The sequence below is a fragment of the Candidatus Darwinibacter acetoxidans genome (assembly GCF_041936445.1).
Taxonomy (GTDB): Bacteria; Bacillota; Limnochordia; order Darwinibacteriales; family Darwinibacteriaceae; genus DTU010.
In genome coordinates this window covers 1-21,766 of record NZ_JBHGXH010000312.1, presented here as the reverse complement: position 1 = coordinate 21,766, position 21,766 = coordinate 1, and the positions used below count along the sequence as shown (strand labels likewise).

At 58.9% G+C, this 21,766-nt stretch carries 20 protein-coding genes and 1 tRNA gene; 18 read left to right on the top strand and 3 right to left on the bottom strand.

The window, feature by feature from the left end; all coding sequences use genetic code 11:
- Positions 1-14 precede the first annotated feature (14 nt).
- A complete protein-coding gene (locus tag ACE4YL_RS13020) occupies positions 15-2,039 on the bottom strand; it encodes a transglycosylase domain-containing protein (protein ID WP_461359635.1) in 2,025 nt (674 codons plus the stop codon).
- Positions 2,040-2,158: 119 nt separating this feature from the next.
- Here ACE4YL_RS13020 and yunB point away from each other — a divergent pair, with 119 nt between their 5' ends.
- Positions 2,159-2,845, top strand: a complete 687-nt coding sequence (gene yunB / locus ACE4YL_RS13015) for a sporulation protein YunB (protein ID WP_461359634.1) — start codon at positions 2,159-2,161, stop codon at positions 2,843-2,845.
- 9 nt (positions 2,846-2,854) lie between these two features.
- Positions 2,855-3,655, top strand: coding sequence for a hypothetical protein (locus tag ACE4YL_RS13010; RefSeq protein ID WP_461359633.1), 801 nt, complete (start codon positions 2,855-2,857; stop codon positions 3,653-3,655).
- Here the strand turns inward: ACE4YL_RS13010 and lgt are convergent.
- Complete coding sequence (lgt, locus tag ACE4YL_RS13005) at positions 3,590-4,324, bottom strand: prolipoprotein diacylglyceryl transferase (RefSeq protein ID WP_461359632.1); 735 nt, start codon at positions 4,322-4,324, stop codon at positions 3,590-3,592. The two genes, ACE4YL_RS13010 and lgt, sit on opposite strands and share 66 nt — an antisense overlap.
- A gap of 78 nt (positions 4,325-4,402) precedes the next feature.
- Here lgt and ACE4YL_RS13000 point away from each other — a divergent pair, with 78 nt between their 5' ends.
- Together ACE4YL_RS13000 and wrbA are read left to right on the top strand one after the other, a co-directional pair.
- Positions 4,403-5,473: an undecaprenyldiphospho-muramoylpentapeptide beta-N-acetylglucosaminyltransferase gene (locus ACE4YL_RS13000; RefSeq protein WP_461359631.1), complete on the top strand. Its 1,071-nt coding sequence runs from the start codon at positions 4,403-4,405 to the stop codon at positions 5,471-5,473.
- 60 nt (positions 5,474-5,533) lie between these two features.
- Complete coding sequence (gene wrbA, locus ACE4YL_RS12995) at positions 5,534-6,145, top strand: NAD(P)H:quinone oxidoreductase (RefSeq protein ID WP_461359630.1); 612 nt, start codon at positions 5,534-5,536, stop codon at positions 6,143-6,145.
- A 111-nt stretch (positions 6,146-6,256) separates the two neighbouring features.
- On the opposite strand, the gene ACE4YL_RS12990 is transcribed toward wrbA, so the two are convergent.
- Positions 6,257-6,646 carry a class II SORL domain-containing protein gene (locus ACE4YL_RS12990; protein WP_461359629.1) on the bottom strand — a complete coding sequence of 130 codons (390 nt, stop codon included), beginning with the start codon at positions 6,644-6,646 and terminating at the stop codon, positions 6,257-6,259.
- Positions 6,647-6,767: 121 nt separating this feature from the next.
- Here ACE4YL_RS12990 and ACE4YL_RS12985 point away from each other — a divergent pair, with 121 nt between their 5' ends.
- From ACE4YL_RS12985 to ACE4YL_RS12920, 14 genes are all read left to right on the top strand, one after another.
- A complete protein-coding gene (locus tag ACE4YL_RS12985; protein ID WP_461359628.1) occupies positions 6,768-6,938 on the top strand; it encodes a hypothetical protein in 171 nt (56 codons plus the stop codon).
- A 23-nt stretch (positions 6,939-6,961) separates the two neighbouring features.
- On the top strand, positions 6,962-7,606 hold the full coding sequence (locus ACE4YL_RS12980) for a PrsW family intramembrane metalloprotease (RefSeq protein WP_461359627.1): 645 nt from the start codon (positions 6,962-6,964) through the stop codon (positions 7,604-7,606).
- 55 nt (positions 7,607-7,661) lie between these two features.
- The gene (locus tag ACE4YL_RS12975) at positions 7,662-8,387 is read left to right on the top strand and encodes a YebC/PmpR family DNA-binding transcriptional regulator (protein WP_461359626.1); all 726 of its coding nucleotides are present in this window, start codon (positions 7,662-7,664) and stop codon (positions 8,385-8,387) included.
- Positions 8,388-8,651: 264 nt separating this feature from the next.
- Positions 8,652-9,140: a crossover junction endodeoxyribonuclease RuvC gene (ruvC, locus tag ACE4YL_RS12970; RefSeq protein ID WP_461358810.1), complete on the top strand. Its 489-nt coding sequence runs from the start codon at positions 8,652-8,654 to the stop codon at positions 9,138-9,140.
- Complete coding sequence (gene ruvA / locus ACE4YL_RS12965; protein WP_461358811.1) at positions 9,137-9,769, top strand: Holliday junction branch migration protein RuvA; 633 nt, start codon at positions 9,137-9,139, stop codon at positions 9,767-9,769. Before ruvC ends, ruvA begins: the two co-directional genes overlap by 4 nt.
- Positions 9,751-10,770 carry a Holliday junction branch migration DNA helicase RuvB gene (gene ruvB / locus ACE4YL_RS12960; RefSeq protein WP_461358812.1) on the top strand — a complete coding sequence of 340 codons (1,020 nt, stop codon included), beginning with the start codon at positions 9,751-9,753 and terminating at the stop codon, positions 10,768-10,770. Before ruvA ends, ruvB begins: the two co-directional genes overlap by 19 nt.
- On the top strand, positions 10,770-11,519 hold the full coding sequence (gene recO, locus ACE4YL_RS12955) for a DNA repair protein RecO (protein ID WP_461358813.1): 750 nt from the start codon (positions 10,770-10,772) through the stop codon (positions 11,517-11,519). Before ruvB ends, recO begins: the two co-directional genes overlap by 1 nt.
- Before the next feature lie 128 nt (positions 11,520-11,647).
- Positions 11,648-12,526, top strand: coding sequence for a glycine--tRNA ligase subunit alpha (gene glyQ / locus ACE4YL_RS12950; protein WP_461358814.1), 879 nt, complete (start codon positions 11,648-11,650; stop codon positions 12,524-12,526).
- 1 nt (position 12,527) lies between these two features.
- The gene (gene glyS, locus ACE4YL_RS12945) at positions 12,528-14,591 is read left to right on the top strand and encodes a glycine--tRNA ligase subunit beta (RefSeq protein ID WP_461358815.1); all 2,064 of its coding nucleotides are present in this window, start codon (positions 12,528-12,530) and stop codon (positions 14,589-14,591) included.
- 137 nt (positions 14,592-14,728) lie between these two features.
- Positions 14,729-17,359, top strand: coding sequence for a pyruvate, phosphate dikinase (ppdK, locus tag ACE4YL_RS12940; protein WP_461360171.1), 2,631 nt, complete (start codon positions 14,729-14,731; stop codon positions 17,357-17,359).
- A 133-nt stretch (positions 17,360-17,492) separates the two neighbouring features.
- On the top strand, positions 17,493-18,500 hold the full coding sequence (locus tag ACE4YL_RS12935) for a deoxyguanosinetriphosphate triphosphohydrolase (protein ID WP_461358817.1): 1,008 nt from the start codon (positions 17,493-17,495) through the stop codon (positions 18,498-18,500).
- Complete coding sequence (dnaG, locus tag ACE4YL_RS12930; protein ID WP_461358818.1) at positions 18,478-20,232, top strand: DNA primase; 1,755 nt, start codon at positions 18,478-18,480, stop codon at positions 20,230-20,232. Before ACE4YL_RS12935 ends, dnaG begins: the two co-directional genes overlap by 23 nt.
- Before the next feature lie 26 nt (positions 20,233-20,258).
- A complete protein-coding gene (gene rpoD, locus ACE4YL_RS12925) occupies positions 20,259-21,389 on the top strand; it encodes an RNA polymerase sigma factor RpoD (protein ID WP_461358819.1) in 1,131 nt (376 codons plus the stop codon).
- A 48-nt stretch (positions 21,390-21,437) separates the two neighbouring features.
- Positions 21,438-21,513: transfer RNA gene (locus ACE4YL_RS12920), tRNA-Ile, on the top strand.
- Positions 21,514-21,766: the final 253 nt, after the last annotated feature.

Below are 21,766 nucleotides of genomic sequence, written 5' to 3'. Positions count from 1 at the left end.
TCGATTTTCAGGAGTTATTGGTTGAGAAACGGTATGCTGCGCCACCAGGGCTCCGAACAGCGGGGTGAAAACTCGGTGGGTTCTGTTCCGGCAATGAAGATCTCCCGCCTGATCTCCTCGGGGGGCAGATCGCAGTTGTCCCGGACCAACAGCCCGGTCTTGGTGTCGATGAGGATACCTTCCACCAGACCGCCCGGTTTGGGGAAGTCCCGCACCGGCGTGTTTTTCAGGGCTTCCTTCATGAAGTTGCCCCAGATGGTGGCCGCATTCCAGGAGCCGTAGGTCACCCCTTGGTAGACCATGCGCTTGGGCGCATCTTCGCCAAACCACACTCCAGCCACCAAATCGGGGGTGTAGCCCACAAACCAAGCGTCCTGATAGTCAGAATGGGTGCCCGTTTTTCCCGCCGCGGGGCGCCCGATGTTGGCATTCCTACCCGTTCCCCGCTCGATCACTCCCCGGAGCAGATCGGTCATGAGGTAGCTGGTCTGTTCGCTGAGCACCACCTCATAGCGGGGGGTGTGTTCGTAGAGGACATGGCCCTGGGAGTCGGTAACCCGCCAGATGGCAAAAGGCTCGGCCTTAATGCCCTGGTTGGCCAGGATGCTGTAGGCGGTGGTCAGCTCCAGAACGGATACGCCCTTGGTCATGCCGCCGAGGGCCAAGGGGGCCAAGCCCAGATCGTTCACCCGCCCTTGCTCCACAAAGGTGGTGATGCCCATTTTCTTGGCATAGTCGATCACCGTCTGCGGCCCCAGCTGGTCCACAACCTGGGCGGCCACTACGTTGAGGGAGCTTTCCACCGCTTCCCGCACCGTAACCGGCCCGGAAAAGGTCCCATAGTAGTTCTGGGGACGCCAGACTTCGCCGGTCACCAAGCGAAACTCGGTGGGTTCGTCATTGTAGACGGTGGCGGGTGTGACCATCCCCTTGTCGATGGCCGCGGTATAGAGGAAGATCTTAATGGCGGAACCGGGGGAGCGCAGCGCCTGGACACTGCGGTTGAAGCTGTCTTCGCCCCGACCGCCCACCATCACCCTGATTTCACCTGTCTGAGGTACCAGGGCCAAGACCGCTCCTTGGGGCTGGGTCAGGTCTCCCTCATGGGCTCTGTTCACGGGCAGACCCTCCAGGAGGGCCTTTTCCGCGGCCCGCTGCATGTCCAGATCCAACGTGGTGTATACATGCAGGCCGCCGTTGAAGACCATATCTTCACCGTACATGTCGATGAGCTGACCCACCACGTAGTCCACGAAGTAGCGGGCCTGCACCTTCCTGGACTGGCGCTCGGCTAGAACCAAGGGTTCAGCCTTGGCGGCCGCGGCCTCGGCGGCGGTGATGAAGCCGACTTCCTGCATGCGGCTGAGCACGAAGTTGCGCCGTTCCACGGCGATATCCGGGTTGACAAAGGGTGAATACCTGCTGGGCCAGCGGATCACCCCGGCGATGAGGGCCGCCTCGCTCAAGGTCAGGTCCTTGGCGGACTTGCCGAAAAAGGCCCTGGCCCCGGCCTCTATGCCGTAGATACCGTGGTTGAGGTAGAACTCGTTGAGATAGGCTTCTAAGATCTCATCTTTGGAGTATTTCCGCTCGATCTGCACCGCCCAGAGGAACTCCTCCAGTTTGCGCATGATGGTCTTTTTCTGCGTCAAAAACACGTTGCGGGCCAGCTGCATGGTGATGGTGCCGCCGCCTTGGGCAAAGGACCATTCCTTGAGGTTGACCAAGATGGCCCGCCCGAAGGCGATGAAGTTGATGCCGTGGTGGTTGTAGAATTGATCGTCTTCCACGGCGATCACCGCGTTTTTCACATGATCGGGCAGTTCGTTAATGTTTACGGGGATGCGGTTTTGGGTGTACAAATCCGTGATTAACCGTCCGTGAATATCATAGATGTAAGTAGTGAAGTTCTGGCGGATGTTGACCTGGTCCAGACTGGGAGCACTACCCAAATAGGCGGAGACAACCCCGGCAAAGGCACCGAGTAAGGTGGAGCCTAAGATGACGAGTATATAGATTGCTGCGGTCTTTTTTTTCACCACGCGACACCCCCGAGGTATAATTCCAGGACTATTATAACATATATTTTCGCCAACTAACCGCCATCCCCTTGGGGTTGCACCGCAAGTTCGCCAGCACTTGAGCGAGGTGGATCTCCGTGGTAAACTGGCATGGGAAGGTCAAACTTACCTGGCGCACCTATGTGGGGCTGCTGCTTTTCAGCTTGGCCCTGCTTGGGGTGGTGGCCCTCATGGTTGTGGAAAGCCGCCTGGCTCCGGTGCTGCACACCTGGGCCCAGACCAAAGCTGTGGCCCTGGCCACTTCCGCCATCAACCGGGCGGTGGAGCAGGTGGTGGCAGACACTCTGGACAGCGCCGCCATTGCCCAGCTGATCAGGGATGGGGAAGGGACCCTGCAGGGCGTGCAGTACAACATGGGGGAAGTAAACCGGGTGAGCAGCCAGGCTGCCCAGCTCATCTTGGACACCCTGAGCGGTATGGGCGGCGAGAGCTTTTCCATTCCCCTAGGACAGCTCACCGGCTTGCACTTCCTCGCGGCCCGGGGCCCGGGCATTCCGGTGCGCATGGTTCCCGTAGGAACACTGACGGCACGGCCAGTGGCCAGCTTTGAAAGCGCGGGCATCAACCAGACCTGGCACCGGGTGCTGTTGGATATAGAGGTGAGCATGCGGGTAGCTGCCCCCCTCATGGCCGAAGAAATCGTGGTGTCCACCAGGATCCCCCTGGTGGAAGAGGTGTTCCTGGGCACCGTACCCAGCTGGTATTTCGCCGGACAGCAGGGCCTGACCATTAAAGAGGGCCGCCTGGAATTTCCGCTGAATTGAGGATAGAACATGCTGCGCTATAATCACACCCTGGTGGAACGCAAGTGGCTAAAGACCATTCAAGAGGAAAAAAGAGCCGCTGGGGACTGTCCCCGGGCCTGTACTGTGTTGGTGCCGGGCCATTCTCCTGGGGTGGCTCTGGAAAATGCCAGGCTCCTGGTGCTTACCGATTTCTTTGCCTCTCTGGCCTGGGGGAGGCGGTTTGTCCACTGTGCTCTGGGCGGCGAAAAAGGCTTTTTGGACTCCATGGCAAGTCTGGGCGTAGCCCCCACGCCCGCTTCAGGGGAAAAGGAATTCCAGCTCGCGGTGGTGCCCCGGGATTTTGCGCGCCTTGGGCGGGGACTGGCTTTCCAGAAGGTTGTCTACAGCGGCCGTCTGCTTGGGGGCTGGGATCTGGACCTGCTCCACACTGACTTTGGGGGAGATGCCCTGCGTCTTTACTTCCTCTTTCAGGGGCCGCCCGAGCGGGACTACACTTTCAACTGGTTCGGTCTGGTGAGCGCCCATCGCTTCGTGCAGCGGGTGTGGCGCCTGGCTCACAGCTTGGAAGGCTCTGCGAATCTGGTTTCCGGGGCCTTGGAGGAGCTGGCCGCGGTGGTGCGCAGCCGCTCGGGCCAGGCCAAGCCCCACACGGCCCTGGCCGCCATCATGGGCTATCTGAAAAACAAAACCGCCCTCTCTCCTTGGGAGGTGCGGGCGGTGGCCGCGCTTTTGCAGCCCTTTGCTCCGTTTTTGAGTGCCGAACTAACCAGCCTGGTGGCGCCGGTCCAGAATGATCATCACGGGCAGGGTGACCAGGCAGATGGCTAGGGCGATGATCTGGCTGAGGACGAAGGGTCCATAAAGCTCGCTGTGCTGGCGAATGAAGTCAAGGAAGAAACGCACAACGGAGTGGACGAACAGCGTGCGGAAAAAGGCGTATCCGTGGTACTTGGGCTTTTTGGCCCATTTCCAAGCAAAGGGCAGGATCACCAAGGCCGCGGCCACTTCGTACAGTTGGGTTGGGTGAACCGGGCCGAGGCTGGTGGGGAACTCCACCCCCCAGGGTAGGTTAGTGGGCGGCCCGTACAGCTCACCGCTGAGGAAGTTGCCCAGGCGGATAAAAACATGTCCCACGGGGAGGATGGGCGCGGCCACATCCGCCAGCTGCCAGTAGCGGAGGTTGTGGCGGCGGACGTAGAAAATGCCCACCACCATGATGGTGAAGATGGCACCGTGGGAGGCCATACCGCCCCGGGAGAAGATTTCCAGGGGATGCTGGAGGAAATAGCGCCAGTGGGGGAGGATCGCCCCCAGGCGGCTGCCCACCAGCCCCGCGAAGGCACTGAGAAAATACAGGTTTTCCACTAAGCCCAGGTCCAAACCGTGGAGCCTGGCGAAGTAACGGGAGATGTAGTAGGCGGCGATAAAGGTGCAGGCCATTAAGATTCCATACCAGTAGATATCCAGTGGGCCGATGCTGAATGCTATTGGAGCCACAGTGACCACCTCGCGAATCCTGATAGGGCCTTATTCCACTTTTGTCGGCAAATACCTGCTCCCAGGGGAGGATTGCTGATGAAGAGAATTGTGCTCACCGGCGGGGGAACCGCCGGTCATGTCACCCCCCACCTGGCCCTGGTTAACCATCTGCGGGCCAAGGGCTGGGAAATCCATTATATCGGTACCCATGGGGGGATCGAGCGGCAGTTGGTCGGTGCTGAGCTGCCCTATTACCCCATCAGCGCGGGCAAGCTCCGCCGCTATTTCGATCTGAAAAACCTGAGTGACCCCCTGCGGGTGCTCAAGGGAGTGGCCGACGCCTACCGCCACCTGAGGCGGATCAGGCCCGCGGTGGTTTTCAGCAAGGGGGGCTTTGTGGCGGTACCGGTGACGGTGGCCGCGTGGTTGCTGCGCATCCCGGTGATCCTCCACGAATCGGACTTAACTCCTGGCCTGGCCAACAGGCTGTCGCTCCCCTTTGCCCGGAGACTCTGCGTAACCTTTCCCGATACTACCCGCTACCTCAAGGGCAGGGGAGCCCAGAAGGCGGTAGTAACCGGCACCCCCATCCGTGCCGAGCTGTTTTCCGGATCCCGGGAGGAGGGGCTGAACATGTGCAGGTTCACCCCTGGGCTTCCCGTCCTTTTGGTCATGGGGGGAAGCCTGGGATCCGCCGTCCTGAACGAGGTGATCAGGGAAAACCTGGCTGAGCTAACCAAACACTACCAGATCATCCATCTCTGCGGCCGGGGCAACCTGGTGCCGGCGGCGAACCGCCGCTACTTCCAGCTGGAATACGCCACGGAGGAGCTGCCCCACCTGCTGGCTGCCGCGGACTTCGTGCTCTCCAGGGCCGGGGCCAACGCCCTGGTGGAACTGGTGTCCCTGGGTAAGCCCAATATCTTGGTACCCCTTTCCCGGCAGGCCAGCCGGGGGGATCAGATTCTCAATGCGGCCTCCTTCGCCAAACAGGGCTTGAGCCTGGTGATCCAGGAAGAAGAGCTCAGCGGGGAAGTGCTGCAGGAGCGCCTGGCTCAGCTGCAACAAGAACGGGAGAGGTTTATCGCTGCCATGGCCGCCTCACCCATCAAGGACGGAACCGGAAGAATCCTGCAACTCATCGAGGAAACAGCCCGCCAATATTAGTTGCGCGCGCAAGTATATTATGGTATGCTGTAGTTACACCAAAAGATGGGAGTGACTAGCATGTCCATCAAGCTTGCCATCATTTACTACAGTTCCACTGGTACCAACTACCAGCTGGCCCAGTGGGCCAAGGAAGGGGCCGAGGAACTAGGCGCCGAGGTGCGGGTGCGCAGAGTGCCTGAGCTGGCTCCGCCAGCCGCGATCGAGTCTAACCCCGCCTGGAAAGCCCACTATGAAGCTACCCGCGATGTTCCCGAAGTGCAGCTGGCCGATTTGGAATGGGCCGATGCCATCATTTTCAGCGTGCCCACCAGGTTCGGCAACATGGCGGCGCAGATGCGCCAGTTCCTGGACACCACCGGCGGACTGTGGTTCCGGGGCAAACTGGTCAACAAAGTGGTGAGCGCCATGACGTCGGCACAGAACCCCCACGGCGGCCAAGAGGCCACCATCTTGTCCCTGTACACCACCATGTACCACTGGGGCGCGATCGTGGTGGCACCGGGCTACTCCGACCCGTCCATTTTCGCCGGCGGCGGCAACCCTTACGGAACCAGCGTCACGGTGGATCAGGAAGGCAAAATGGTGGAAGATGTGGAAGCTGCGGTAAAATACCAGGCAAAACGCACTGTGACCGTGGCCCAGTGGCTCAAGCAGGGGGCAGGGAATTAGCAGGTTGCAGGTTGGAAGCTGCAGGGGATTGGCAGTAAGTGGTGAGTTGTGGTTGCTGGTCAATCGTTAACGGAAAAGTAAAAGGGCAGGGTGACCTGCCCTTTTGTGATCCTACTCCACCGCGATTTCCTTGGAGCTTTCCCACAGCCCGTGGATGTTGCAGTAGCTGAGGGCGAGCAGAGTGCCGCTTTGCTTCAAACGCACGGTCACTTTCGCCGAGGGCTCTGTGTAGCAGGGCCCTTCCGCCGGCCCTTTCAGCCCTTCGCCGTGGATTGTGAATTGGACATCGGCCAGCTCGAAGGTGAACCCTTCGCTGGGCTGGAAGAGGAGTTTGATCCAGCGAATATGGTGTTCAGCCGTGTTGGGGTGGGGGATCTCCTCCCCGATGCTCACTTTGATCTCCACCGGTTGGTCGGCTGCAACTTTATCCGGAGCTTCGATGACGGGTACATGCTTTTCGCTCTTCCAGTCTCCGCTGCGCAGTACATCACCGAGTTTCATAAGCGACCTCCTTGCCGTATTATGTTGTTAGTCCCATATTTCTAGAGATCCCTGATTTCTCCTGCGCCAGGTGGAGTTATAAAGCCGACGGTGCGGCACATGCTACTAGGGAGGTGAGCTTATGACCCTATGTCCGTTCTGCAACCAGCCCATGGAAAGGGTAACCCCCGATGACCAGGAAGCCTACGCAGATCTGTTCCGCTGCGGAGCCTGCCAAGTGGAGCAGGCCGTGTATTGGGACCATGGCGAAAGGCTGTTGGCCTGGCATTACGATCCGAGTGATGAGGTCTGAGCGGTGGGCTTTTCACGGCCTTTTTGGCATCGCTGCTGCCGGGTCTATTCTGGCTGTGGTATTTCCGCCGCTACGATGTGGGAGATAGGGAACCTGCAGGGACACTAATCCGCTGCTTAGTGGCTGGCGCCCTGGCGGTACTGCCTGCCCTGGCCTGGGAAGCACCCTTTCGGGATCAGCTGCAGAGCCCCAATTCACTGCCCGTGCAGCTGGCCCTGTCTTTCCTCGTGGTGGGTTTAGGTGAAGAGCTGTTCAAGCTCCTCGCCGTGTACCTGGCCATTGGCCGCTCCCGGGAGTTCAGCGAGCCCATGGACGGCATCCTCTATGCCATCGCCGGCGGCATCGGCTTTGCCGTGGTGGAAAACGTGCTCTATATTTCCGCGTTCGGTCTGGTGGCCGCACCCCTGCGGGGTACCGCGGCCGTTTTAGCCCACATCGCCTTTTCCGGCCTGGCAGGCTATTACTTGGGCCGAGCCCGCTTTGGTGCTAAGCCCATGCCCACAATGGCGGTGGGTTTGGCGGTGGCCGCCGCTGCCCACGGCCTCTATGACTTTCTGCTGATCAGTCCCCTGGTTTCGCCCTTTGTGGTGCTGCTGCTCATCGCCGCCCTGCAGTATGCGCTCTTTGCCGCCATCAGCAGGGCCGCTAAACTGCCTGGTGACAGGTGATTCTTGTCTCCGCTGGGCAGCTGTGCTACAATAGGGACGGAGAGGAAGTGACAGCATGGCAGGACATTCTAAATGGGCCAACATCCGGCACAAAAAGGCCAAGGAAGATGCAAAGCGCGGCCAGGTCTTCACGAAAATAGCGCGTAAGATCACCGTTGCCGCTAAAGAGGGGGGGGCCGATCCTGCCACAAATGTTCGTCTCCGGTTAGCCATCGACGAAGCCCGGGCCGCCAACATGCCCAATGACAACATTGAAAGGGCGATCCAGCGCGCCGTGGGCAGCCTGGATGGCGTCACTTACTCCGAAGTGTTCTATGAAGGGTACGGCCCCAACGGGGTTGCTATTATGCTGCATACCTTGACCGATAACCGCAACCGGACAGCCGGTGAACTGCGCCACCGTTTTTCCAAGTACGGCGGGAACCTGGGAGAGAGCGGCTGCGTGGCCTGGATGTTTGAGCGGCGGGGCCTTCTTGTTGTGGAGCGGGGCGAGGATGTGGATGAAGACGAAATCATGCTCCTGGCCCTGGAGGCCGGCGCCCACGACGTGGTGGTGGAAGGGGATGTAATTCAGATCCTCACTGAGCCCAGCGAGTTCATCGCCATCAAGGAAGAACTGGAGGGCCAAGGCCTGAAGTTCATCGGGGCGGAGATCAGCTTCATTCCCCAGAATACGGTGTCTGTGGATCCGGAGCAGGCGGAGAAAGTGGAGAAGCTCATCGAGCTTCTGGAGGAACTGGACGAAGTGCAGGAGGTCTACGCCAACTACGAGGTGCAGTGATCAGGGAATATTATCCAAGCCAGGGGGCATACTTCTTCCCGAGGAGGGGGATGTATGCGCAGGGCGGTATATCTGGTGGTCCTGGCTTTGGTCTTCTTTATCCTGGCCTTTCTGTTGTCCCGCAGGCTTTTTCCTTTAGCCGTTGCTGCTGTAGCAGCTTAACGGAGATGGCCTCAAGCGTATGGCTTGAGGTTCTTTTTTGCTGTGGGCTGGGCAAGGACTTGTCAGGCTGGATGTCGAATACAAGGGGCGGGGTGTGATGCGGTGATCATCTTGGGAGTGGATCCGGGCCTGGCCATCACAGGTTTTGGGGTGGTCCGGGTAGAGAACAACCGTCATACAGTGCTGGGCTATGGTGCTGTTCGCACTTCGGCAAAGGAGACCACTGCCCAGCGCTTAGAGACCATTTACCGTGAGCTCAGCAAGCTGATCGCGGAGTTCAAGCCCGATTGCCTAGCGGTGGAAGAGCTCTTTTTTAATAGGAATGCCTCCACCGCGTTGGCTGTGGGTCAAGCAAGGGGAGTGGCCATTTTAGCCGGTTCCCATGCTGGACTGCCTGTTTTTGAGTACACACCCCTGCAGGTGAAGACAGCGGTTACAGGCTATGGGCGGGCGGACAAGGAGCAGGTGGCCTATATGGTGTGCATGCTCCTGGGACTGCCCAGCGCGCCCCAGCCTGATGATGTCACCGATGCCCTGGCCATCTGCCTGTGCCACGGCTACAACGCTAATGATTGGGGGAGAGGGAGATGATCGTTTCCCTACGGGGGCGGCTCATGGAGGCCACGGACAGTACAGTGATCCTGGAAGTGCAGGGGATAGGCTATGAGATTCAGGCCGCGGCATCGGTGCTCAGCTCCCTACCTCCCTTGGGTCAGGAAGTGCAGGTGTACACCTATCTGCACGCTCGGGAAGATGCTCTGGTCCTCTATGGGTTTTCCTCCTGGGAGGAACGCCAGCTGTTTGAAAAGCTGATCAGCGTGAACGGGATCGGGCCCAAAAGCGGCCTGGCCATCATCTCCAGCATAGGTCCCCGGGAGTTCATCCGGGCTGTGCAGAGGAAAGACCTCCAGACCCTCACCAGCCTGCCCGGGGTGGGCAAGAAAACGGGTGAGCGGATTCTTTTGGAGTTGAAAGATGCCTTCAAAGACGTGTTCCTGCCGGCACCGGAGGAGGAAGACTCCGCCGCACCGGTGGACCTTTTGGGTGATGCCGTGGAAGCCCTCATCGCCTTGGGCTACAGCAGCAGCGAGGCGGAGCGCATGGTCAAGCAGGCCCAGCAGTACCTGCCGGAGAATTACGATCTCCAGGAGCTGCTCAAGGCGGCCTTGGCCCAGAACAGCCAGCAGAGGGGTGAAAGCACGTGGAGACGGAAAGGATAGTCAGCGCTTGGAAAAGGCCCGATGACTGGGATGTGGAAAGGTCACTGCGGCCCCGGACTTTAGCCGAATACATCGGGCAGGACAAGGTCAAAGAGCATCTGCGTTTGTTTATCACCGCGGCCAAACAGCGGGGGGAGGCACTGGATCACGTCCTGCTCTACGGCCCGCCGGGCCTGGGCAAGACAAGCCTCGCCCACATCATCGCGGCGGAAATGGGAGTGGGCATCCATACCACGTCGGGCCCCGCCATCGAGCGCCAGGGTGATCTGGTGGCTATTCTCACCAGCATTCAAGCCAACGATGTGCTGTTTATCGATGAAATTCACCGCCTGAACCGGCAGGTGGAGGAAGTGCTCTATCCCGCCATGGAGGAAGGGGCAGTTGACATTATTATCGGTAAGGGTCCGGGAGCTAGGTCGGTGCGCATTGAGCTGCCTCCCTTTACTTTGGTGGGGGCCACAACCCGCGCCGGCATGCTCACTTCGCCCCTCAGGGATAGATTCGGCATGATCAGCCGTCTGGAGCTCTATCAAGTCAAGGATCTACAGGCCATCGTGCAGCGGGCTGCCCGCATCCTCAACATCGAAATCGACGAGGCTGGGGCGGAGGAGATCGCCAAGCGTTCCCGGGGTACCCCCCGGGTGGCCAACCGCCTGTTGAAGAGGGTGCGGGATTACGCGCAGGTGAGGGCGGATAACCGCATCTCCCATGAGGTGGCCAAAGCTGCCCTGAGTCTATTCGAGATTGACGATAACGGGCTGGATCAGATGGACCGGCGCATCCTCTTTACCATCTACAAGGTGTTTGGGGGCGGACCGGTGGGGGTAGACAGCCTGAGTGCGGTGATCGGTGAGGAATCCGCCACCATCGAGGATGTGTATGAGCCGTTCCTGCTCCAGCTGGGCCTGCTGCAGAGAACGGCGCGGGGCCGCTGCCTCACTTCTTTGGGCTATGAATACCTGGGGCTGCAGCCGCCGGAGGCAGAAGGTGAAAGCCAGTGATGTGGAGGACCGAGGGAATTGTACTGCGGGTCCGCAATTTAGGAGAGGCAGACCGCATCATCACCCTCTATACTAAAGATAAGGGCAAGCTCAGTGCCGTGGCCCGGGGAGCGCGGCGCATCCGCAACCGCCTGCTCAGTCCCACGCAGCTCTTCACCCACGGGCTCTACTTGATCTTCCCCCAGCAGGGACTGCATAACCTCAGCCAGGCGGAGATCATCCACAGCGGGCAGCCCCTGCGGGACGATCTGGAGAAGTTCGCCTACGCTTCCTACATAACTGAACTGCTGGACGCCCTGACCCCTGAAGAGGACCCGGCGGAGCGGGTCTTTGCCCTGCTGGCGGGTGCCCTGTCTTTGGGAGCCCGGGGCCGCATGAAACTCGCGGTGCGGGCTTTTGAGATCAAGCTCATGGCTGAGCTGGGCTACCAGCCTGAGCTCCACGTTTGTTTAAGCTGCCGGGAACCTGTGCAGGAGAACCTGTTCTTCACCGAACAGGGCGGTGTCCTTTGCCAGCGCTGCGCCCCCCAGGTGCCGGGGCACACGCCCCTGTCCAACGGCGCTTGGGAGCTGATGAAAAAACTCCTGGCCTGGGACTTCTCTAAACTGACCGTGCTGCATCCCGCGGGCAATCTGGAGGCGGAGCTGCGGACTGTAATGCGTAAGTACCTGGATTTCCGGCTAGAATATCCTTTGAAATCCCTGGATTTCCTGGACACTTTGACTGCCGTTCCCCCGGAGTCCAATTGACAATTTGTGGTGGATTTGGTATATATAAAGCGGTATGTGCGCCTTTTGCGCAGGATATCAGCCTTCGGAGAACCTTTCGTCCCTGGTCGTTGGGTGAAAGGTTTTCAAAATAAGAGAGGGGTGGCTGAGTGAATCTGCAGGAAATGATCCTCAAGCTGCAAGCATACTGGGCAGAGCAGGGGTGCATCATCTATCAGCCCTACGATCTGGAGGTTGGTGCTGGGACCATGTCGCCAGCCACTTTTTTGCGGGCTTTAGGGCCCGAGCCCTGGAACGTGGCCTATGTGCAGCCCAGCAGGCGTCCCACCGACGGCCGCTACGGTGAAAACCCCAACCGCGTGCAGCACTACTATCAGTTTCAGGTTATCCTCAAACCGTCACCCGATGATGTTTTGGATCTTTATCTCAAGAGCCTGGAAGCGCTGGGTATTGACCTACTCAAGCATGATGTGCGCTTTGTGGAAGATGACTGGGAATCGCCTACCCTGGGGGCCTGGGGCCTGGGCTGGGAAGTGTGGCTGGACGGGATGGAGATCACTCAGTTCACCTACTTTCAACAGGTGGGGGGGCTGGATGTGAAGCCCGTCTCCGCAGAGATCACCTACGGTGTGGAACGGCTGGCCATGTTTATCCAGGGGGTCGATTCCATTTTTGACCTGGTCTGGGTGGACGGGATAACCTACGGCGATGTGTTCCACCAAAACGAGGTGGAGTACTCGAAGTACAACTTCGAAGCGGCAGACACAGAGAAGCTGTTTACCCTCTTTGACCTGTATGAGGATGAAGCCAAGCGCCTCGTGGAGCAGGGGTTAGTGCTGCCGGGCTACGACTATGTCCTCAAGTGCTCCCATACCTTCAACCTCCTGGATGCCCGCGGTGCCTTAAGCGTAAGTGAACGAACCCGCTTTATCGGCCGGGTCAGGGCTTTGGCGCGCCTGGCAGCCCAGGGCTATTTGGCTGAGCGGGAGAGGCTGGGCTTTCCACTTTTGCAGAGGGGGGCTGTCTAATATGCGGGACCTTTTACTGGAACTAGGTTTTGAGGAACTCCCTGCCCGGTTTATCCAGGGGGCACTTCAGCAGCTGGCGGAGGCTATCACCACGGGGCTGCAGCAGGAGCGCTTAAGCTTCGGACAGGTCCAAACGTTCAGCACACCCCGCCGCCTGGCTGTCCTGGTGGAGGAGCTTCAGGAGCAGCAGGAAGACCTCATCGAAGAGATCAAGGGGCCGCCCTTGAGTATTGCCCGGGATGAGCAGGGCCAGCTGACCAAAGCGGGGCTGGGCTTTTTACGGTCGCAAAAGGCCGAGGAGAAGGATATCATCATCAAGTCTTTCCAGGGTGCGGATTATTTATATGTAAGAAAAGAAGTACGGGGTCAAAAGACCTCTGCTCTGCTCAAGCCCCTCCTGGAAGAGATCATTGCCAACTTGAGCTTCCCGAAAAACATGCGCTGGGGCGACTACGATCTGCGCTATGCCCGGCCTCTGCGCTGGATCGTTGCCCTCTACGGCCGGGAGGTGATCCCCCTGGAGGTGGGACCCCTCAAGGCTGGCAGCATCAGCTGGGGGCACCGGCAGCTCAGTTCCGGGCCGGTGGTTATTGCCGAGCCCAAGGCTTATCTTGCCGCGCTGAAGGAGCACTACGTCCTCGCTGATGCTCAGGAGCGCCGCGCGGCGATCTGGCAGCAGATCCAGGAGCTGGCCCGTGGGCAGGATGCCCAGGTGCAGCAGGATGAGCGCCTGCTGGCGGAGGTTGTCAACCTGGTGGAGTATCCCACAGCTTTTAAAGGGGAGTTTTCTCCGGAGTTTTTGGCTGTCCCCGCTGAAGTTCTGATCACTTCCATGAAGGAACACCAGCGTTATTTCCCCCTCCACGATGCCCAGGGCAATCTCCAAGCGAGCTTCATTGGCGTGCGCAACGGGGCCGATAATCACCTGGATCTGGTGATCAAGGGCAATGAAAAGGTGCTGGCGGCCCGTCTGGCCGACGCCAAGTTCTTCTACGATGAAGACCTCAAGGTGAACCTGGAGGATCATCTGCCCAGGTTGGAACGGGTGGTCTTCCAGGAGAAGCTGGGGACCATGGGCGATAAGGTACGCCGCCTGGAAAAGCTCACCGCCACTTTGGCAGAGCTTCTGGGCCACCGGGAGCATCTCCAAACGGCCCTCCGGACGGCGCGCCTGGCCAAGTGCGATTTGGTCACCCAGATGGTCTATGAGTTCCCGGAACTGCAGGGCATCATGGGTGAAAAATATGCCCTGGCCCAGGGGGAAGAGCCCGCGGTGGCCGCCGGCATCAGAGAGCACTATATGCCCCGCTTCGCAGGGGATGATCTCCCGGCGACGGTGGAGGGCACTTTGGTGAGCCTCGCGGATAAGCTGGACACGTTGGTGGGTTACTTCGCACTGGGCAGGATTCCCACAGGTTCCCAAGATCCCTTTGCCCTGCGCCGCCAGGCCCAGGGGGTTGTGCAGATGCTGCGGCGGGGAGGTTACAGTATTCCCCTCAGGGAACTCATTGCCGCCGCGGAGCAGGGCTACACCGAGCACAGCTTGGGCGAGGAAAAAACCCGAGCCTTGGTGGAGTTTCTCCTGGCGCGCCTACGGGTGATCCTGCTGGAGCAGGGCTACAGCTACGACACCATCGATGCTGTTCTGGCCGCAGGCGATGAGCGCATCTACAGCCTGGAGCGGAAAGTGGAGGCGTTGAGCGCTTTTCGCGGCGATGTGCTGTTTGCGGATCTCATCACCGGTTTTGAAAGGGTGGCCAACCTGGCTGCCAAAGGAGCAGGGGCGGAATTGGAACCGAGCGCCCTCCAGCCTGCGGATGCGGCTTTCCGCCAAGCTCTGCAGGCCGCGGCAGAGGACTGCCGGTCCCTGGTGGATCAGGGAGATTACCAGGGGCTTCTGCGCCGCTTAGCGGAGCTGCGGGGTCCGATTGACCGCTTCTTCGACGAGGTTCTGATTATGGACCAAGATCCCACGGTGCGGGGGAACCGCCTGGCACTGCTGAACCAAGCCCTGGGTTTGTATCGCTTGTGTGGTGATTTGCACTTAGTTGTTGTGAGTAAGTAAAGAAGCCGGTCACAGGAAGGAGATGTCAGGGGGATCAAGAATAAGTTCTGTTGGTAATTGAGCCAATTGTTTCCGCATTTTAAGACATGTTCCCCCATGGGGAATCATAGAGTAAGGACCGAAGAAGGAGGATGTGCATGAGCACCAAATGGGTTTACTTTTTTGGCAATGGACAAACAGAGGGCCAAGAGGGTAACAGGAATTTAGTTGGCGGTAAAGGCGCTAACTTGGCCGAGATGACGGCCTTGGGCATTCCTGTTCCTCCAGGCTTTACCATCACCACCGAAGCATGCACCGCTTTTTACGCCAACAACGAGCAGTGGGCAGAGGGACTGGAAGGACAGGTGATGGAAAACCTGGCCAAGCTCGAGCAGGCCATGGGGGCGAAGTTTGGCGACCCAGAGAATCCTCTGCTGGTGTCGGTTCGTTCAGGTGCCCGGGTATCCATGCCCGGCATGATGGACACAGTGCTGAACCTGGGCTTAAATGACACTACTGTAGAAGCACTGGCCAAGAAGTCGGGTAATCCGCGTTTTGCTTGGGATTCCTACCGCCGCTTCATCCACATGTACGGCGATGTGGTCATGGGAGTTCCCCATGAGCTGTTTGAAGCAGCCATCGCCAAAAAGCGCGAAGATGAGGGAGTAGAACAGGATAACGAGTTGAGCGTGGAGGCTCTCAAGGCTCTGGTTCAGGAATACAAAGCTATCGTCAAGGATTCGGCGGGTACTCTGTTCCCCGATGATCCCGTTCAGCAGCTCAGGGGAGCCATCGATGCCGTGTTCCGTTCCTGGAACGGTGCTCGGGCCATCCGCTACCGCCAGATCAACAACATTCCCCATGAATGGGGTACAGCTGTCAACGTCCAGGCCATGGTGTTTGGCAACATGGGCGAGACCTCCGGTACAGGCGTAGCCTTCACCAGAGATCCTTCCACCGGCGAAAACGTCTTCTACGGCGAGTACCTGATGAACGCCCAGGGTGAAGACGTGGTGGCAGGTATCCGTACTCCTTTGCCCATTGCTGAGCTCAAGAAGGGCATGCCTGAGGTCTACGCAGAGTTGGAGAGGATCTATAAGCTGCTGGAAAACCACTACAAAGACATGCAGGATATCGAGTTCACCATTCAGGAAGGCAAGCTGTACCTGCTGCAGACCCGCACGGGTAAGCGTACCGCCACAGCCGCTGTGCGCATCGCTGTGGAAATGGTGAAAGAGGGCCTCATTGACAAGCAGACTGCGGTCATGCGCGTTGAGCCTGAACAGCTCGATCAGCTCCTGCACCCCATGATCGATCCCAAGGCCAAATACGAAGCCATCGCTAAAGGTTTGCCCGCATCCCCAGGTGCCGCGGCCGGTCGCATCGTCTTCACCGCTGAAGAGGCCGAGGAATGGAAAGAGCGCGGCGAACAGGTTATCCTGGTGCGCAACGAAACTTCCCCTGAGGATATCGGCGGCATGCACGTGGCCGAAGGCATTCTCACCGCGCGCGGCGGCATGACTTCCCACGCCGCTGTGGTTGCTCGCGGCATGGGTAAGTGCTGCGTAGCAGGCTGCTCCGCTGCCCTGATCGACGAAGAAAGGAAGACCCTCACCTTTGGCCAGACGGTGCTCAAGGAAGGCGACTGGATTACCCTCAACGGCAGCACCGGTGAAGTGATCGTGGGTCAGGTACCCATGGTGGAAGCACAGGTCAGTGGCGATTTGGGTACCCTGTTGAGCTGGGCCGATGAGATCCGCGCCCTGGGCATCCGCACCAACGCCGATACTCCCCACGACGCCCAGACTGCTGTGGACTTCGGCGCCGAAGGTATCGGTCTGTGCAGAACTGAGCACATGTTCTTTGAAGGCGACCGCATCAGTGCTGTACGCCACATGATTTTCGCCAAGGACCAGGCAGGACGGGAAGCTGCCCTGGCTAAGCTTCTGCCCTACCAGAAAGGCGACTTCAAGGGCATTTTCAAGGCCATGGAGGGTAAGCCGGTGACTGTCCGCCTCCTGGATCCGCCTCTGCATGAGTTTGTACCCCAGGATGCCGAGCTCATCCGCAAGCTGGCGGCCGACATGGGTCTGGCTGTGGAAGAGCTGAAGGCTCGCATCGAGTCCCTGGAAGAGATCAACCCCATGCTGGGCCACCGCGGCGTGCGCCTTGGCGTAACCTATCCCGAGATCTATGCTATGCAGGCCCGGGCCATTTTCGAGGCCGCAGCTGAACTGACCAAGGAAGGCGTAAAGGTCTTCCCTGAGGTCATGATTCCTCTGGTCGGTACTGTGCAGGAACTGAAGATGATGAAGGAGATCTGTGTGGAAGTGGCCGAAGAGGTCATGAAGGAGTTCGGCGTGGAGTTCCAGTACCTGGTGGGTACCATGGTGGAGATCCCCAGGGCTTGCGTTGTAGCCGATGAGATCGCTTCCGAAGCCGAGTTCTTCTCCTTTGGAACCAACGACCTCACCCAGATGACCTTCGGTTTCAGCCGCGACGATGCCGGCACGTTCCTGCCCGAGTACGTTGAAAAGGGCATTCTGGAAAAGGATCCCTTCCAGAGCCTGGATCAAGTGGGTGTAGGCTCCTTGGTACAGATGGGCGTGGAGAAGGGCCGTTCCACCAGGCAGAACCTGAAGATCGGCGTGTGCGGCGAGCATGGTGGCGACCCAGCTTCCATCGACTTCTTCCACCGTGTGGGCTTGGACTATGTGAGCTGCTCGCCCTTCCGGGTGCCCATTGCCCGCTTGGCTGCAGCCCAGGCCAACATCCGCAATCCGCGGTAAGTACGGCGGCTTAACACGGAAGGAAAACCTCTAGTTGCGGGGAACCCATACTATGTAGTGTGGGTTCCTGCGCGTTAAGAGGCAGGCTGCACTCTGTAGGTGCAGAAGCGTTCGCTGAAGGGGAGGGGTGAAGGTGAGATTCGTTGAATCGATTCTGGAATGGGAGGAAAAATACCTGGCGCCCTATGCGGCCAAGGCCAGCCAGAGCAGGGGCCGGAGCTATCAGGAGGAGCCCTGTTCTTATTCCACCTGCTTCCAGCAGGATCGGGAGCGCATTGTTCACTCCAAGGCCTTTCGGCGCTTGAAATCCAAGACCCAGGTGTTCATCGCCCCCAAGGGCGACCACTATCGCACCAGGCTCACCCATGTACTGGAAGTGACCCAGATCAGCCGGGCGGTGGCTCGGGCCCTGCGTCTCAACGAGGATCTCACGGAAGCCATTGCCCTGGGCCACGATCTGGGCCATCCCCCCTTTGGGCATGCTGGGGAGGCCGCCTTGGACCGCTTGGTTGGCCATTTCAAACATAACGAGCACAGCCTGCGGGTGGTGGATGTCTTGGAGGAACACTCCAGCGATTTTCCCGGCTTGAACCTGACCTGGGAAGTTCGGGACGGGATCCTCCATCATACCGGGGAAACCCCGCCCCAGACCCTAGAGGGACAAGTTGTGCGCATCTGCGATCGCATCGCTTACCTCAATCACGATGTGGAGGATGCGGTGCGGGGAGGCATCTTCAATGAAGATGATCTGCCGGAACAGGTTCTGACTGTGCTGGGACGCACCAGCCGGGAGCGAGTACGCACCATGATCACCGATATCCTCGAAACCAGCTTCGGCCAAGATGTGGTAGCCATGAGCCCGCTGGTCCAGGAGACCACCGACCTGATGCGCCGCTTCTTGTTTGAGAACTTCTATCTCAACCCCGCGGCCAAGCAGGAGGAATCCAAGGTGTTCGGCATGATCAGCATGCTCTACAACTACTACCTGGAGCATGGACAGCGTTTCCGCGGCGCCGCTGACCCCCAGGCGGAAGTGGTGGACTATATCGCCGGGATGACCGATAGTTTCGCCGCCCGGGAATTTCAGCGGATTTTCCTGCCCCGGGGTTGGGGAGGTGATGGGGATCGCTCGCTTCTCTGAGGAATGGATCGAACAGGTTAGGTCCGCGGTGGATATTGTAGAAGTGATCGGGCGCCGGGTTGAACTGCGGCAGTCTGGGAAAAACTACGTGGGGCTGTGCCCTTTCCACAGCGAGAAGACCCCCTCGTTCACCGTGGAACCGGAAAAGCAGTTTTACCACTGCTTCGGCTGCGGGCAGGGGGGCAATGTGTTCAATTTCATCATGGCCACCGAGAACCTCACCTTCCCCGAGGCCGTGATTAAGCTGGCCGAAGAGAAAGGGATCCCAGTGCCGGTCATCTCGCCTAGGGAGCGCCGGCGGGAGCAGGAGCGGGAACAGCTGCGCCAGGTTAACCTTTTGGCTGCCCGTTTCTTCTACCGCAACCTGCGCCGGCCCGCTGGCGCCCAGGCCTGGGCGTACCTGCAGCGCAGAGGGATCAGTGGAGAGCTGGCCCGCAGCTTCTACCTGGGCTTTGCTCCGGAGGAGTGGGATGGGCTGGCCGCCTTTCTCCAGGCCCAGGGCATCGATCTGGGTCTGGCCCAGGCGGCGGGCCTGGTCACCAAGGGCAAGCGGGGCTACATCGATCGCTTCCGGGGGCGCCTCATGTTTCCCATCTGCGACCATCTGGGGCGCTTTGTGGGTTTCGGCGGGCGCAGCATCGGAGAGGGCCAGCCGAAATATCTTAATACTGGGCAGACTCCCGTGTTCAACAAGGGCCAGATCCTGTATGGCTTGAACTGGGCCAAGGAGGAGATCAAAGCCCAGGACCAGGTGGTCATCGTGGAGGGGTATACCGATGTGATCTCCCTCTTTGCCGTGGGTCAGCGCAACGTGGTGGCTTCCCTGGGGACCGCCTTCACTTCGGCCCACGCCCGGCTGTTGCGGCGCTTTTGCTCCCAGGCCATCATCGCCTTCGACGGCGACACTGCGGGGCAGAGGGCAGCCTGGCGCGGCATGGAAGTACTCCACGCCTCAGGCCTCCAGGTGCGGGTGGCCAGCCTGGCCAGCGGACAGGATCCCGACAGCTACGCGCGCTCCCAGGGAGCGGAGGCGGTGCGGACCTGGCTGAATAGTGCCCAGCCTTTTCGGGAATACCAAATTGATAGAATTATTTCCCAACACGATGTGGAAACTAGAGAAGGAAAACTGGCTGCTTCCACAGAACTTGTTACATTGCTAGCTCAGCTAACTAGCGCCGTGGAGCGCGATGAGTATCTTCGCTACGCCGCGGAGCGTTTGGGTGTACGGGAGGAATCCCTGGCGGCCGAGGTCAATCAGAAGCTGGGGATAGCCAAGGTACCCCCCGTGCACAATAGGCGTAATCTAAAGAACATCCCTAAACGGCGCCGGCCCAAACCGCCGCTGGAGGCAGGTGAGGCGCTGCGGGAGCGGGAGGTTTTGCGCTACCTGCTGCAAGAGCCGGATCTTCTGGCAGAACTGCAGCAGCGGGGCGTTTCCCCGGAGGATTTTCAGCATCCCGAGTACCGACAGGTGTTTGTCTCCCTGAGCCAAAGCATTCCCGATGCCCAGGGCACGGCCATCGCCAGCCGATTGCTGTCACTGCCTGCGCCCACGGCAAACTGGGAGGATTGCCTGCAGTCATTTCTCGCGGTTTTACAGCGGCGAAGGTTGCGGAAGATAGAGGAAAAACTTTCCCTTTTGGAGAATGATAGAGAAGGTTTTGATGTCCGCATGGAGTTATATCAGTTAATTAAGGAGTATTTTGATATTTATCATGAACAGTCTTTCTAGCATTCCAGGAAAGAAAGGGGGTATTCATGTTGAACAAGAAGGAAGCAAGCACCGTGGCAGACAACATCCAAGCTGTTCACGAACTCATGGCGAGGGCGAAAAAGCGCGGCATGGTTACTTATCGCGAAATCATGGATAGTCTTCAAGATGTGGATCTTCTGCCTGAGCAGATTGATGAGATTTATGAAAGCTTCTCCGCCATGGGTGTTGACGTGATTCCCCATTCCAATTCTGAACACGATGATGAGCCTGGCGACCCAGTCGCAGATGATGTGGCTGACGAAGCAGACCAGGATGAATATGATCTGTCCGTGCCAGAGGGCATTGGGCTTGATGATCCTGTGCGCATGTATCTCAAAGAAATCGGCCGGGTTCCTCTGCTGACCGCGGAGGAAGAAGTGGAGCTGGCTAAACGCATTGAGCAGGGCGATCAGGAAGCCGCCCGCAAGCTGGCCGAGGCGAATTTGCGCCTGGTGGTGAGCATCGCCAAGCGCTATGTGGGCAGAGGTATGCAGCTGCTGGATCTGATCCAGGAAGGCAACCTAGGACTGATCAAAGCGGTGGAGAAGTTCGACTACCGCAAGGGGTTCAAATTCAGCACCTATGCCACCTGGTGGATCAGACAAGCCATTACCAGGTCCATTGCTGATCAAGCCAGAACCATCCGGATACCTGTCCACATGGTGGAGACCATCAACAAGCTGACCAGGGTTTCCCGGAATCTCCTGCAGGAACTGGGCAGAGCCCCTACCCCTGAGGAGATAGCGGAGGAAATGGACATGCCCCCAGAGAGGGTCCGGGAGATCATGAAAATTGCCCAGGAGCCCGTTTCCCTGGAGACACCCATTGGCGAAGAGGAAGACAGCCATTTAGGCGACTTCATCGAGGACCAGGAAGCCACTGCACCTGCCGAAGCGGCAGCCTTCACCATGCTCCAGGAACAGCTGGAGGAAGTGCTGGAATCCCTCACTCCCCGGGAACAGCAGGTCTTGAAGCTGCGTTTTGGTTTGGAGGATGGGCGGGGGCGTACTTTGGAAGAGGTTGGCCAGGTGTTCGGCGTAACCCGGGAGCGCATCCGCCAGATCGAAGCTAAGGCCCTGCGCAAACTGCGCCATCCCAGCCGCAGTAAGAAGCTGAAGGACTTTTTGGAGCAGTAGCCCGGCCCTTGACATGAAGCACCTGTTCCCATATAATTATTGCGTACCGGACCCCTAGCTCAGCGGTTAGAGCAGCGGACTCATAATCCGTTGGTCCTGGGTTCGAATCCCAGGGGGTCCACCATGCATCCTCAGCCGTCTCAGGTGATTGAGGCGGTGTCTTTGTTTTCAGGTTAGTGTAAGGTTTTAGTAGGTGCTTGGAAGGAGTTCCTGGTGTAGACATAAAAAAAGAGACCTCGCACACAAATCAGTAGCAGTTAGGAGGCGAGGTCTCATGAGAAGCGATGTTAGCAACACCGCTCTCATCCTTAGTTTACTTGAAGATACAGTAGATATCAATACTCTTGAAGAGGCGTGTTTGGCCTTTGCTCGGGAGC

Excerpts from the sequence above, each read along its gene's own strand:
- ACE4YL_RS13010 (WP_461359633.1), top strand. The coding sequence starts at position 2,855 with ATGCTGCGCTATAATCACACCCTGGTGGAACGCAAGTGGCTAAAGACC.
- ACE4YL_RS13000 (WP_461359631.1), top strand. The coding sequence starts at position 4,403 with ATGAAGAGAATTGTGCTCACCGGCGGGGGAACCGCCGGTCATGTCACC.
- wrbA (WP_461359630.1), top strand. The coding sequence starts at position 5,534 with ATGTCCATCAAGCTTGCCATCATTTACTACAGTTCCACTGGTACCAAC.
- ACE4YL_RS12990 (WP_461359629.1), bottom strand. The coding sequence starts at position 6,646 with ATGAAACTCGGTGATGTACTGCGCAGCGGAGACTGGAAGAGCGAAAAG.
- ACE4YL_RS12985 (WP_461359628.1), top strand. The coding sequence starts at position 6,768 with ATGACCCTATGTCCGTTCTGCAACCAGCCCATGGAAAGGGTAACCCCC.
- ACE4YL_RS12975 (WP_461359626.1), top strand. The coding sequence starts at position 7,662 with ATGGCAGGACATTCTAAATGGGCCAACATCCGGCACAAAAAGGCCAAG.
- ruvA (WP_461358811.1), top strand. The coding sequence starts at position 9,137 with ATGATCGTTTCCCTACGGGGGCGGCTCATGGAGGCCACGGACAGTACA.
- recO (WP_461358813.1), top strand. The coding sequence starts at position 10,770 with ATGTGGAGGACCGAGGGAATTGTACTGCGGGTCCGCAATTTAGGAGAG.
- glyS (WP_461358815.1), top strand. The coding sequence starts at position 12,528 with ATGCGGGACCTTTTACTGGAACTAGGTTTTGAGGAACTCCCTGCCCGG.
- ppdK (WP_461360171.1), top strand. The coding sequence starts at position 14,729 with ATGAGCACCAAATGGGTTTACTTTTTTGGCAATGGACAAACAGAGGGC.
- dnaG (WP_461358818.1), top strand. The coding sequence starts at position 18,478 with ATGGGGATCGCTCGCTTCTCTGAGGAATGGATCGAACAGGTTAGGTCC.
- rpoD (WP_461358819.1), top strand. The coding sequence starts at position 20,259 with ATGTTGAACAAGAAGGAAGCAAGCACCGTGGCAGACAACATCCAAGCT.